Origin of the sequence: Alteromonas sp. KUL150, from assembly GCF_009811475.1 — a bacterium.
Classification (GTDB): Bacteria; Pseudomonadota; Gammaproteobacteria; order Enterobacterales; family Alteromonadaceae; genus Alteromonas; species Alteromonas gracilis.
Map to the genome: position 1 here is coordinate 1 of NZ_BLIJ01000005.1, position 13,356 is coordinate 13,356.

Below are 13,356 nucleotides of genomic sequence, written 5' to 3' on the forward strand. Positions count from 1 at the left end.
TTTTTGGAAGCCTTTAGATATCCTCCTCAGAAATGTCATCCTTATTTTCAAAGCAAAAGCCCACTCGAAAACAGTAGTCTACGCCCAAAGTATTACTTTATGCTTTACTCTATACTTCCATTGAATTTTTAATCCCAGTTCCCGTTTATAAAATTCTGCTTTACCGATTTTTTTCATTAAAACTGACAAATTAGAAATAATACTTATCTATGCGGGCTAGTATAATATGCGCTAAAGTCGTAATGCTTTTTTTCACAGATGTACTAGAGTTACGCTCTGCATGTTCTAGAAGCAAAGACTTATGACAAAAAGCGAACAAAAACAGTATTTTCTTGCAGATAACCTAAAAGCCATTCTCGTTTCATTAATCAGTGTAGCAGCTGTGACACTGCTGCTTGGCGCTGTTATGTTTCTGTTTGTTCGAGAGCAGGAAGAAAACCGTGCATCAGAGATTCTCAATAATGTGCGTGCTGTTTTTAGAGATGCAGAAATAACATTAGACTACCTCAATGCACTTCCATACGAATCGTGTGGCAAAGACAACCTAGCTGAAATGAGAAAAACGCTCTTTCGCTCTCGTTTTGTAAAAGAAATAGGTTTTTATGAAGAAAATGCGCTTGTTTGCAGCACCTATCTGGGCATTTTAGAGGAGCCGTTAGCGACAGACGAGCCCGATTTTTATACCAAGCTTGATGATGCGTTTTGGATCAATACGCCGCTGCAGCTTTTTGACAAGCAAGCGACAGGGACTATTGTAAAACGAGGTCGTTACAATGCCGTGTTAGATATGGATAGTATCATTGGCTACAGTTATATCCAGGACTGGCAGCTTTTTTACAACGGTGACCAATTTTATCACATGGCTGGAAACCCAGTTTTAGTGGACTCGACACTTAGTCAGCAGGACATGGATGCACGCACCGGGTATTTCTCATTACAGTTTATTTTGTGTGATGAACGTTATACCAGTACATGCCTTCAGGTTAAATCTGATCACGGAAGAGTGTTAGATCTTCATCTTGGAAAGCTTGTGCTATTTGTTTTCGTGATGCTAATGACGGCAGCACTCACACATATGATAACGTTTAACTATTTAAGGCGAAGACGTTCATTAGAATCAAGAGTGAGTAAAGGGCTGCGAGAACACAGATTTTACTCACTTTATCAACCATTTGTAGACTTACAGTCTGGTAAAGTTATTGGCTGTGAAGTATTAAGCCGTTATAAAGACGAGTTTGGGCCAATATACCCGGATGAATTTATTCCCCAAATAAAAGAGCAAGACATGACGTGGGAATTCACCATCGACATGATAACCAAAGCCATGAACGATCTTAACGATAACCCCGATATTCCCGAGGGGTTTAAAGTGTCGTTCAACTTATTTCCGTTCGATTTTACCCGCGACAGTTGCCTCAACTTAGATTTTGTTCTTGATATGAACATTAAAAATTTCAAGTTAGTGTTAGAAATAACCGAAGACGAGCAAATAGCAACGCAAAGCGCAGCAAAACATATTAAGTCACTAAAAAGCAAAGGTTTCCTATTTGCTATTGATGATTTTGGGGTTGGGTATTCGAATTTAGGACAGTTAAAAACATTAAACTGTGATTATCTAAAAATTGATCGAAGTTTTGTCATGGATATGGAAGAAAACAGCATCCGCTCGTCACTTATTCCCCATATCGTAAGTATTGCAGATGGCCTCAATGTAGAGTTGATAGCGGAAGGCGTGGAAAACCTTGAACAGCTTAATGAACTGAAAGGGTTAAAGATTGGTTTTGGGCAAGGTTGGTTATTCGGTAAGCCACAATCAGTCAATGCACTTGCAAAAACCGTTCAAGAGACCCTCTAACGCGTTTTATGACTGTCATTTTTCGGTTGGTGTTGGTAGTGTTTAACGCTACCATTAACCGCCTGAAAAACTTAGAAGAACAGTCGCATGCAAGACGTGCTAATTTGCCGCAATATCAATAAAACCTACCAAGACGGTAGCAACGCCACGCCCGTTCTACATGATGTCTCTCTCGCGATTAAAGCAGGCGAGCATGTCGCAATATTAGGGAGCTCAGGCTCAGGAAAAAGTACACTTTTGCATATTCTAGGTGGTTTGGATAAACCATCAACCGGTGACGTTGAGTTTAAAGGTAAGGCGCTTAATCAGTTATCAAGTAATGCTTTGGCAAAACTTCGCAACGACGAAATGGGGTTTATTTATCAATTCCATCATTTGCTTGGTGAATTTACAGCTCTGGAAAACGTGGCAATGCCCCTTCGTATCAGAGGTCTTTCATCAAAGCATGCTGAGGCTAAAGCAAGAGATATGCTGGAAGAAGTGGGCTTATCACATCGCTTCGACCATTTACCCTCTGCCATGTCTGGCGGTGAGCGCCAACGAGTAGCCATTGCTCGCGCTTTGGTTACAGAGCCTTCTGTTGTTTTAGCTGACGAGCCAACGGGAAATCTTGATGATTCCACCGGAGAGCAAATCTATAAACTGCTTAAAAACTTGAGTGAAAAAAAAGGTACTGCTTTTGTCGTTGTGACCCATGACATAGCGTTAGCGGGTAAAATGGATAGGGTGTTAAAAATAAAAGATGGCCGTCTAGCAAGTGAAGTCATGCCAAAGGAGAGCCATAATGCTCGCCCTTGAACTTGCGCAAAAGTTTAGGAAAACCCGGTCCCAACAGCGCTTTATATCTTTTATCTCAATGTCTTCTACCATTGGCATAGGGCTTGGATGTTTCGTTTTAATCGTGTTACTTAGCGTGATGAACGGCTTTGAAAAAGAGCTTACCGGCAGAATATTGAGCGTGGTTCCTCACGGTGAAATTTACAGCAAAAGCGAAAGTGGTATTGAAAATCTTGAAGCGCAGCTATATCGCTTTTCTCAGGATAGTCGCTTAGCAAGTGTGACGCCTTATACCGGCCTTACAGGCATGCTTCAGTCGAATGGAGAGCTAAAGGCGATCAGTGTTACCGGTATTTCCGTTGAACAAGTAGCGGATAAATATGCTGAAAGAGTGTCAACGCAAGATTGGCTGAGGTTTAGCCGTCAAAGTAACAGTTTGATTGTTGGAAAAGGAATTTTCTCCTCAATGGGCCTTCAAGTTGGTGATAAAGTGCAGGTTCTTATTCCTCAAACCACGCACGATCTCACATTCAAAGCCCCGCGTGCTATTACACTTGAAATAGCGGGGGTACTGTCGGTGGGGGGAGAACTTGATAACCAGCTAGGCCTCATGCACCTTGAGACTGCCTCAAATGCCATTGGGATATCATCTAAAGCACAAGGTCTGCAGTTTACGTTGAGGGACCCTTTTTCTGCTTATGACACCATGCGCGATATTGGGTACAGCTATCCACAAGCGGTGTATATGTCTGACTGGACACGCACTCAGGGGCATTTGTACAGCGATATCCAATTAGTAAGAGCGGTTGTCTATATTGCATTATCGTTAGTAATAGCCGTTGCATGCTTCAATATCGTCTCGTCTCTGGTTATGGCGGTTAGAGAGAAGCAGGCGTCTATCGCTATTTTAAAAACAATGGGTGCCAGCGACAGCTTAATTCGCAATGCATTTGTACTACAGGGCGTTATAAACGGTTTTATCGGGATAACGGTAGGGGTGACACTTGCGCTTTTAGTCGCGCCTAATCTTTCAGATATTGTACGTGTTATTGAGTCAGGGTTGGGCGTGGAAATATTGTCTGGCGACATCTATTTCATTGACTTCTTGCCGTCGAGCCTGCATTGGCAAGATGTTCTTGTAACCATTGTTGTTGCTATGTTCTTGAGCGTAGGGGCTACCCTGTATCCTGCACAGAAAGCTGTAAACATTTCGCCATCTTCTGCGCTTCATTAAAAGTTTGAATTGCTTGCACTTAATAGTTTTAAGGGAAAATTTTTGGCAGGCTCTCGGGACCTAGGATGGCTCTCAGGAAAAACGACTTGGCTTCGGTGTTAAGCTATCAGGGTAGATGGTTATTTAATTTTAGAAAAGGCCAGCGACGCTGGCCTTTTTTTAGCTAGATTTTCAAACTTCTGCTATTGGTTTTTCTCAAAGTGCTCGAAATCCACGTCTTCTTGTTTCAAGCCCGCTTTCGGATCGTTATAAACACTCTCATCTAGCGCGCCCTCGCTCTTTGCCACTACGCACGACACCATACAATCGCCAGTGATGTTAACCGCGGTGCGGGTCATATCGAGCAGTCTGTCTACACCGATAATAAGGGCAATACCTTCAACGGGCAGGTTTACCTGTTGCAACACCATGGCAAGCATAATAAGCCCCACGCCCGGCACGCCAGCGGTACCAATAGAGGCTAGGGTAGCAGTAAGCACTACCATCATGTAATCGCTCAAACTCAAATCTACAGCATAGACTTGCGCAATGAACACGGTTGCCACACCTTGCATGATGGCAGTGCCATCCATATTGATTGTCGCACCTAGCGGTAGGGTAAACGAAGAGACTGAATTACCTACACCTAATTTATTCTTTGCAGTTTCCATGGTTACAGGAAGTGTGGCACTGCTACTGGATGTGCTGAAGGCGAAAAGTGCTGCATCTCGCATTTTTCTCATTAATATTAGCGGGTTCAAACCAGCTAGCGCTTTGAGTAATACAGAGTAAGTCACAAGCCCGTGAAGAATAAGCACGCCAAATACCAAGAAGAAATATTTCGCTAAACTCAGTATGGTCTCGCCACCAATGGTTGAAAAGAGCTTTGCCATTAACACGTATACGCCATATGGCGCTAGGTTCATGATAATAGTAACTAAGCGCATAATAACGGTATTAATGTCTTCAAAGATGGCTGTCAGGCGTTTCCCTGCGTCGCCAGTCATCGCCATTGCGATACCAAAGAGTACCGCAAAAACAATAATTTGAAGCATATTGCCTTGCGCCATCGAATTTATCGGATTGCTTGGGAACATATTGACGATAACGTCAGATAAACTAGGAGCTTCTTTCGCTTCAAATGTTGTTTGTGTTGTTAAATTTAGCCCTTCACCTGGAGACACTACCAAAGCTATACTCATGGCTAGTGTTATAGCGATTGCCGTTGTGACAACATACAGCCCGACGGACTTTGCACCAAGTCTTCCCAATTTACTTGGGTCAGAAAGGGTACTGGTGCCACAGATCAAAGAAACAAAGACAAGCGGAACGACCAACATTTTTAAACTGGCGATAAATATTTGCCCGAGAGTCGAAAATATACCTTCTACAAGAATGTTATACGTTGAGAACTCGAAACCGAATATCGAAAAAGCGAAATCTCCGCTATCATCAAATAACAATTGGAGAAATACACCAGTCAAGATACCGGCAGCCATGCCGATAAAGATACGTGCGGTTAAACTATACTTATGTGCAGTTGAAGACATCAATGTTTCCTGTGCATTTTTATATTTTTAATCTTCCGTAGTGTGCCAGATTCAGTTGATTTTTAAACATAAAAAACGACGCAATTGTCAATAAAAGAGGTTCAGGAACGAATTATGTCGACATTAGCGAGAACGCTAAGCTTAATTAGCGCAATATTTATGCTAACAGCATGTGGTGGAGGCGGTTCGTCAGTCTCTCGGGATGATACGGACAATGGAACCGGAGGCGGCGGTACAACAACCCCAACGTATACGATTTCACTATCCTTAGAGAACGAAAGCGGAACGAGCGATAATAACCTATCAGAAGACAATAGCTTGTTTGCGGTCGCAACGGTGACAGATGAAGACGGTAATCCGTTTGCAGATGCGCTTTTAACGTTCACGCTGAGCAATACTGAACTCGCTGAATTTGGCAACGACACAGGCACAGCACGAACAAACGCAAATGGTGTAGCAAGGCTTCGCCTTAATGCTAGCACTGCGTCTGGCGATGGTGAGATTACTGCAGCATTGAGTTCAGGGGAAACCGGAAAAACAACATTTTCCGCTACAGCGGTAAGTACTGTAGACCCAACAACGATTGCCGTGGCGTTAACATTGCAGAACGCAGCGGGCGAAACCGACAACAGCCTATCAACAAACAATGCATTGGTAGCGGTAGCCACGGTTACTAACTCTCAAGGTGAACCCCAAGCAGATCTTCTCCTTACCTTTTCATTAAGCAACGACGACCTAGCCACTTTCTCTAATGATACGGCAACGGCATTGACTAACGAGGATGGCGTAGCCACTATCGGGATGACGGTAGGCAGTGCGTCAGGTGACGGTCAGGTAACCGCCACATTACCCACAGGTGAGAGTGATTCAACTACATTCAGCTCGACAGGAAGTACAACAGTTAGCGAAGAGCCTGCCTCCTTGGAACTTTTCGCTGACAGCATTCAGCTTGCCTCGAGCGGTAGCGATGAAGTGGAGCTTATTGCGCTGGTCAAAAATGAACAAAGCGTATTGATGGAAGGTGTTGAAGTGAGTTTTTCTGCGGCAACAGGAGACGGTGTTGAGCTTCAATTAATTCAACCTGAAACCGCAGCGGATGGCACAGCGAGGGCTGTACTTACATCGCAAAACGACAAATCAAACCGTACCATCACCATTACAGCAGGTGCTGGGAGTCTTACTCAAACTGTTGATATCACGATCGCCGGTACAGAGGTAACAATCAACGGAGCATCATCAGTAATACTTAATAACAGTGTTGACTACACAATTCGCGTACAGGACTCGGACGGTACTTTGATACTCAATCAAAATGTTGTGCTCAGCGCTGTTAATGGTTCATTGAGCAGTACTACGGTAAATACAGGTGCGAATGGTCAAGCTACCGTTACCTATAAGGCTTCGACTTCAGGTCAAGACACGATTACGGCTTCAGCACTCAATGCTGAAGCAAGCTTTACGGTGCAGGTTCAGCAAGATGAATTTAACTTTGTTGATTTGCCGGAAGAAGAGGTGCCATTGGGACAATCGCAAACCATTACCGTGCAATGGCGTCAGAATAACACGCCTGTGGTTGGTCGAGACGTGACATTTAGTGCCTCTCGTGGCGTAATTGACGGCAACTCAACAGTACAAACCGATGCAGAAGGACAGGCAAGTATCGATATCAGCGCCAACAATGCTGGTATTTCTTCAATCACGGCAACTGCAAGTGACGGAAGCGGTAATGTGTTGGTTTCAGCACTTACTCAAATTGAGTTTATTGCAACCACGCCGGCTACCATTATAGCTGATGCGACATTAGACAACCTTGGTCCCGATGGGCAAACGAGTACAATTAGCGCCGTTGTTAGGGATGCCAACAACAACTTGGTAAAAAACAGCGTTGTTAACTTTACTGTATCCGATGTGTCAACAGGCTTCGTTTCTCCTTCGCAAGCAACTACGGATAGCAAGGGTATTGCAACTACGGTGTTTACTTCAGGTTCTGTGTCATCTAATGAGGCTGTTATAATTACTGCTTCGATAGCAGATGACGAATCAATTTTTGACGAAGTCGCACTTACCGTTGGGGCGCGAGCTTTTGATATTGTTATTGGGACGGGTAATGAAATCGAAACGCCTTCCACAACGTCATATCTCAAAAAGTTTGCTGTATTCGTATCAGATTCGTCAGGCCGCCCTGTTAGTGACGTTAACCTTACAGCTTCAATAAATCCTGTTAAATACAATGAAGATGGAGTTTATTGGAAAGGTCGCTGGGTATACAACGATATAGACTCGATCTGGAACGTTGTAGATATTTTCCAGTGTGACAACGAGGACGAAAATGATAATGGAATACTCGACGAGGGCGAAGACTTAAATAAAGACCAGCAATTGACTCCTGGTATCGTTGGTACTGTAACTCTTTCCAATAATGGAGTAACGGACGAAAATGGTTTTGCTGAGCTTGAATACCGCTACCCTGAAAGCTACGCGGTATGGTATTTCGCTGAAATTACTGTGTTTGGGCAGTCAACTGGCAGTGAAGCTCAAGCTTCTATGAAGTATCAATTAGAAATTCTTGCTGATGATATAACTGATGAAGGAAGAAGCCCCCCTGCTAATCCGTTTGGAACAGGTGAGTGTCCTGTAGAAGATCCTGCACCATAAGTTGGAAATAAATAAGCCCGGTATTCTGTTGAATAACGGGCTTATCAAGGTTTTTACCCCTGCTGGAAAGGATAAACAGATCCAATTTTAAGAATCTGAGTCAACTCATCAAGCGCTGTGCGAGATTCAATAAGCAACTGCGGATCACGCAAATCATTTTCGGTAAGTTCGTCACGATAGTGTTTATCTACCCACGCGTTTAAGCGTGCGAACTGTGTATCGCTAATTAACGTGTTCTGGTTTACTGCAGCAAGCTCTTGATCGTTCATCGCAACGCGCAAGCGCAAGCAAGCAGGGCCACCACCGTTACGCATGCTCTGTTTTACATCGAAATAGTTTACAGATTTAATTGGTGTTCCCAATGTAACCAGTTTGTCCAGATAGCGACTAACCGCTTCGTTTTCCTGACACTCCGTTGGCGCGATAATGGTCATATCGCCACTGGGAAGCGTTATGATTTGCGTATTAAACAAGTAGGTTTTAACCGCATCTAATACTGAGACTTCATCCGTTGGCACCTCAATGAAATGCAATGGTTCATCACCAAATTTTGCCTGAAGTTCCTTTAGGCCCGCTTCTTTTTGGAAAAAAGCCTGTTCGTGGAAAAACAACACATTCTGATTACCCACCGCGATAACATCATTGTGGAATACACCCTGGTCAATAACGTCGGGGTTTTGTTGCATGTAAACTACACCGTCGTCGTCAAGACCGTGTAAACGTGCAACAGCCTGGCAAGCCTCTAGCGTTTGGCGAGCAGGGTATTTTGTCGGTGCAGGTTTGCTGGTATCAAACGCATGACGGCCATAAACAAACAGCTCTACGCCCGCTTGGCCATAGTTGCTGCAAAGGCGAGTATGGTTTGCAGCGCCCTCGTCACCAAAATGCTCATTGTCAGGAAGGTGCTGGTGATGGGCAAAGTACTTTTCATTGGCAAAGGTACCGCGCAGAATGTTTCCTGTAACTTGGGGCTCTAGAGAGCGATGAAACTTGTTGGTCAAGTTTGCAGGGGTAAAGTGAACACGTCCATCGGCGGTATCGGCGCTAGGAGACACAGTAGCGGCATTTGCAGTCCACATGCTACTAGCAGAGCAGCAGGCAAGAAAAATCTCGCGAGACTGCTTTGCAGCGCTTTCTAGTACTCTTACATCACTCCCCGTAAAGCCTAAACGACGAAGTGCCGCAATATCTGGACGCTCTTGTGGCGCTAAGACACCTTGCATCATGCCCATGTCGGCAAGGGCTTTGGCTTTAGCCAAACCTTGCTTTGCAGCTTGTTTTGGGCTGCTTACCGCATTGGCATTATTCAGTGAAGCAACATTGCCGAAGGATAAACCGGCATAGTTGTGGGTAGGGCCTACTAGACCGTCAAAGTTAACTTCAAACTGCTTCATACTTTCCCTCATTCTAGGTGTGTTACCGGTTGACTCATATGCTACCTTTAATCCTCGTGCGACCTTGATTTTTTCATCATCGGTCACATTAGAGCTCGCAGTAGAGAGTAAAACGATACACTTCTTATTACCTGAAAACGTTGTCAGGCTAGGTTGGAATGGCTCGCATTATACGGCTTTTAAAGCCAATGCCAATCGCGGTGGTCATTTAATGTACAGAATCTGCGTGCAATTAGAGCGATGAAAAGAATAAGTATGAAGAAGATCTTGTTTTCCATTCACTTTGTAGATATATGTTAAAAAAGAGCGGGTACCCTATATATAGTGCAAGGTTGCTCCAATTTTCAGAATTTGACGTAAATAGTCATTAAAAATCAATAGGTTTAGTTCAATTATATGGCAAAATCACTGGTCATAGTCGAGTCACCAGCCAAAGCAAAAACGATAAATAAATATCTTGGTAAAGATTTTATCGTAAAAAGTTCGGTTGGCCACGTGCGAGATCTTCCGACGAAGGCGTTAGGCAAAGTAGAGCCTAAAAAACCGGCTAAAGAACTCAAAACTTTAAGCGAAGAAGCGCGTCAAGAATACCTTCGCCGCCACGAATATTTAAAGCTTGTAGACAGGATGGGTGTGGATCCAGAGAAAGACTGGAAGGCCCACTACCAAGTGCTGCAAGGTAAAGAAAAGGTTGTTAACGAACTTAAAAAGCTTGCTAAAGACGCCGATACTATCTATCTCGCAACCGATTTGGATCGCGAGGGAGAAGCAATTGCATGGCATCTACAAGAGCTGCTTGGCACTAAAGGCAAAACGTATCAGCGAGTGGTGTTTAACGAGATCACTAAAAACGCTATTCAGGATGCATTCTCAGCGCCAGGCGAGTTAAATATTTCTCGTGTAAACGCACAGCAGGCTCGTCGATTCTTAGACCGCGTAGTGGGCTTTATGGTGTCGCCATTACTGTGGAAGAAGATTGCTCGCGGTCTTTCAGCTGGCCGTGTTCAATCGGTCGCCGTGCGATTAGTGGTAGAGCGCGAACGAGAGATAAAAGCTTTCGTTCCAGAAGAGTTCTGGGATGTTCACGCTGATCTAACCAGTCAGGAAAAAGCGGCACTTCGCATGCTTGTTGCCAAGTATCAGGGCGACGGCTTCAAACCAAAAAATAAAGCGCAAGCCGACAAGGCATTGGCTGATTTAGAAAATGCAAAATTCACGGTAGAAAGCCGCGAATCTAAGCCAACGCAGAGCCGTCCGTCAGCGCCGTTTATTACGTCAACACTGCAGCAGGCAGCAAGTACTCGACTAGGTTTTGGTGTTAAGAAAACCATGATGATGGCGCAGCGCCTTTACGAGGCGGGTTACATCACTTACATGCGTACTGACTCGACTAACCTGAGTCAAGAGGCGGTTGAAAGCGCAAGAGCGTATATTACAGATAAGTTTGGCGATAAATATCTGCCAGATTCACCAATTCGCTATGGCAGCAAAGAAGGCGCACAGGAAGCGCACGAAGCTATTCGTCCTTCTAACGTAAATATCAGTGCGGCGAGCCTAGGTGATATGGAACGCGATGCGCAGCGTTTGTACGAACTTATATGGCGTCAGTTTTTGGCTTGCCAAATGACACCAGCAAAATATGACGCTACCACCATTAAAGTTGCGGCAGGCGACTATGAGCTTACCGCGAAAGGTCGCGTGCTTAAGTTTGATGGTTGGACTCGTGTGCAGCCACAGCTTCGCAAAAAAGGCGATGAAGAACTAATGTTGCCAGATGTGCAGAAAGGCGATGTGCTTGACTTGAAAGCACTAGATCCTAAGCAGCATTTCACAAAACCAGTGGCTCGATTTAACGAAGCGTCTTTGGTTAAAGAGCTTGAAAAACGAGGCATTGGCCGTCCTTCAACGTATGCAAGTATCATCTCTACCATACAAGACCGTGGTTATGTGCGTTTGGAAAACAAACGTTTCTATGCCGAGAAGATGGGGGAGATTGTTAACGATCGTCTGATGGAAAACTTCGATGATTTGATGAGCTACGACTTCACTGCCAACATGGAGCAACATCTCGATGATATTGCTGAAGGCAACAAGGACTGGAAAGACGTACTCAACGAATTCTACAGTGGCTTCTACGGTAAGCTGTTAAACGCTGAGAAAGACCCGGAAGAAGGCGGTATGCGCCTAAATCAGGCGATACCTGCGGGTATAGATTGTGACAAATGCGGTCGAGAAATGAACGTAAGAACCGCATCGACGGGCGTGTTCCTGGGTTGTTCAGGTTACAATCTGCCGCCTAAAGAGCGCTGCACAAACACCATGAATTTAACGCCTGGCGATGAAGTGGTGAAGGTGGACGACGAGGAAGAGCTTGAAACAGAAGCGCTTCGCTCTAAAAAGCGTTGCCCGAAGTGCGGTACGGCTATGGATAGTTACTTAGTAGATGAAACCCGTAAGCTTCACGTATGCGGTAACACGCCCACGTGTGATGGCACCTTGGTTGAAACGGGCACATTTAAGATAAAAGGCTATGACGGCCCCATTATCGAGTGTGACAAATGCGGCAGCGATATGGAGCTTAAAAACGGGCGATTCGGTAAGTATTTTGGCTGTACTAACGAAGAGTGTAAAAACACCCGCAAGCTGCTTAGAAACGGCGAAGCTGCGCCTCCGAAAGAAGATCCAGTGGATTTGCCTGAGCTTCCATGTGAAAAGTCAGACGCCCACTTTATGTTACGTGATGGCGCTTCAGGCATTTTCTTGGCGGCCCATAACTTCCCTAAGTCGCGAGAGACTCGTGCGCCGAAAGTGGAAGAACTTGCACGGTTTAGAGACAGAATTTCGCCGAAGTTCTATTATCTTGCTGATGCACCAAAAACAGATCCGGACGGAAACCCTGCAATAGTACGCTACAGCAGAAAGACCAAGCAGCAATACGTAATGTCTGAAAATGACAGCGGTAAGGCAACAGGATGGTCAGCCTGGTACGACAACGGGAAATGGCAAGAACAGGCGACGAAAGCACCGGCGGCTAAGTCAAAAGCCAAGAAAAAGTAACGCATAGTTAAGGTAAATGCATTGCCTCAAGCGTAAAATATGAGCCCGAATTTTTCGGGCTTATTACGTATTAGCCATTATTTTGATGCGTTTAGACGTGAAATTTAGATATCTATTAATGAGAGTTGATTATGTCCTCTTTACAAGACCAACTTTTAAAAGCCGGTTTGGCGGATAAAAGTTCTGCAAAGCAAGCTCGTGCAGACAAGCGCAAGAAGCAAAAGCAAAAAAATAAACAGAAACAGCCGGTACTTGATGAAGCAACCTTAGCGGCTCAACAGGCTGCCGAAGAGAAAAAAGCGCGCTCTCGTGAGTTAAATCAAATGCAGCAGCAAGAGCGTGAGAAGCGCTCAATTGTGGCCCAAGTTAGACAGCTGATCACAGCGAATAAACAACCCAGAAACGGTGACGTTATTTTGAACTTTACTCACGATAACGTGGTAAAGCGTATGTATGTGAGCGAGTCCATTCACAAGCAAGTGACCAAAGGTCGCTTGGCTATTGTCTTGTTAGACGATGCCTATGAGCTCGTCCCCATGCCTGTTGCTGACAAAATTGCTCAGCGTGACGAAGCGTCAGTCATTTATCGGGCTGATCTAGATAAAAGCGGCACTGACGGTAAAGATGAGGCTGAAGATGATTGGTATGCTGACTACGAAATTCCTGACGATTTAACTTGGTAGTCCACTTCTAATAGCGTCGACGCAGCACTAATTTTACAGGGTTGCGTTGGCTTACCTATGTTTTTCGCAATTAGCGCTCGTCATTTATCCTTCTGATGTTATGATTTTTCAAGTAATTTAAAACTGAACAATGCAAGCTGCTTAAACATTCTTGAACTATAGTTATACCAGT

At 44.5% G+C, this 13,356-nt stretch carries 8 protein-coding genes; 6 read left to right on the plus strand and 2 right to left on the minus strand.

Annotated elements, in window-relative coordinates; translation table 11 throughout:
* The first annotated feature begins 301 nt into the window (after window positions 1-301).
* The 3 genes from GVO62_RS00900 (at window position 302) to GVO62_RS00910 (ending at window position 3,866) form a co-directional block, all read left to right on the plus strand.
* On the plus strand, window positions 302-1,855 hold the full coding sequence (locus GVO62_RS00900; protein ID WP_159117349.1) for an EAL domain-containing protein: 1,554 nt from the start codon (window positions 302-304) through the stop codon (window positions 1,853-1,855).
* A gap of 87 nt (window positions 1,856-1,942) precedes the next feature.
* On the plus strand, window positions 1,943-2,653 hold the full coding sequence (lolD, locus tag GVO62_RS00905; protein ID WP_159117350.1) for a lipoprotein-releasing ABC transporter ATP-binding protein LolD: 711 nt from the start codon (window positions 1,943-1,945) through the stop codon (window positions 2,651-2,653).
* The gene (locus GVO62_RS00910) at window positions 2,640-3,866 is read left to right on the plus strand and encodes a lipoprotein-releasing ABC transporter permease subunit (RefSeq protein WP_159117351.1); all 1,227 of its coding nucleotides are present in this window, start codon (window positions 2,640-2,642) and stop codon (window positions 3,864-3,866) included. Before lolD ends, GVO62_RS00910 begins: the two co-directional genes overlap by 14 nt.
* Before the next feature lie 182 nt (window positions 3,867-4,048).
* On the opposite strand, the gene GVO62_RS00915 is transcribed toward GVO62_RS00910, so the two are convergent.
* A complete protein-coding gene (locus GVO62_RS00915) occupies window positions 4,049-5,395 on the minus strand; it encodes a dicarboxylate/amino acid:cation symporter (protein WP_105931027.1) in 1,347 nt (448 codons plus the stop codon).
* Between the two features lie 114 nt (window positions 5,396-5,509).
* On the opposite strand from GVO62_RS00915, the gene GVO62_RS00920 reads away from it, so the two are divergent.
* Window positions 5,510-8,050, plus strand: coding sequence for an Ig-like domain-containing protein (locus GVO62_RS00920; protein WP_159117352.1), 2,541 nt, complete (start codon window positions 5,510-5,512; stop codon window positions 8,048-8,050).
* A 53-nt stretch (window positions 8,051-8,103) separates the two neighbouring features.
* Here the strand turns inward: GVO62_RS00920 and astB are convergent, their stop codons facing one another.
* A complete protein-coding gene (astB, locus tag GVO62_RS00925) occupies window positions 8,104-9,444 on the minus strand; it encodes an N-succinylarginine dihydrolase (protein WP_159117353.1) in 1,341 nt (446 codons plus the stop codon).
* A 396-nt stretch (window positions 9,445-9,840) separates the two neighbouring features.
* Between astB and topA the strand changes: the two genes are divergently transcribed.
* Both topA and GVO62_RS00935 read left to right on the plus strand, forming a co-directional pair.
* Window positions 9,841-12,501: a type I DNA topoisomerase gene (topA, locus tag GVO62_RS00930; RefSeq protein WP_159117354.1), complete on the plus strand. Its 2,661-nt coding sequence runs from the start codon at window positions 9,841-9,843 to the stop codon at window positions 12,499-12,501.
* A 131-nt stretch (window positions 12,502-12,632) separates the two neighbouring features.
* Window positions 12,633-13,184 carry a DUF2058 domain-containing protein gene (locus tag GVO62_RS00935; protein WP_159117355.1) on the plus strand — a complete coding sequence of 184 codons (552 nt, stop codon included), beginning with the start codon at window positions 12,633-12,635 and terminating at the stop codon, window positions 13,182-13,184.
* Window positions 13,185-13,356 lie beyond the last annotated feature (172 nt).

What these genes read in the sequence shown, in the direction of transcription:
- GVO62_RS00935 (WP_159117355.1), top strand. Translation starts at nt 12,633, where the DNA reads ATGTCCTCTTTACAAGACCAACTTTTAAAAGCCGGTTTGGCGGATAAA.
- lolD (WP_159117350.1), top strand. Translation starts at nt 1,943, where the DNA reads ATGCAAGACGTGCTAATTTGCCGCAATATCAATAAAACCTACCAAGAC.
- GVO62_RS00920 (WP_159117352.1), top strand. Translation starts at nt 5,510, where the DNA reads ATGTCGACATTAGCGAGAACGCTAAGCTTAATTAGCGCAATATTTATG.
- GVO62_RS00910 (WP_159117351.1), top strand. Translation starts at nt 2,640, where the DNA reads ATGCTCGCCCTTGAACTTGCGCAAAAGTTTAGGAAAACCCGGTCCCAA.
- GVO62_RS00915 (WP_105931027.1), bottom strand. Translation starts at nt 5,395, where the DNA reads ATGTCTTCAACTGCACATAAGTATAGTTTAACCGCACGTATCTTTATC.
- topA (WP_159117354.1), top strand. Translation starts at nt 9,841, where the DNA reads ATGGCAAAATCACTGGTCATAGTCGAGTCACCAGCCAAAGCAAAAACG.
- astB (WP_159117353.1), bottom strand. Translation starts at nt 9,444, where the DNA reads ATGAAGCAGTTTGAAGTTAACTTTGACGGTCTAGTAGGCCCTACCCAC.
- GVO62_RS00900 (WP_159117349.1), top strand. Translation starts at nt 302, where the DNA reads ATGACAAAAAGCGAACAAAAACAGTATTTTCTTGCAGATAACCTAAAA.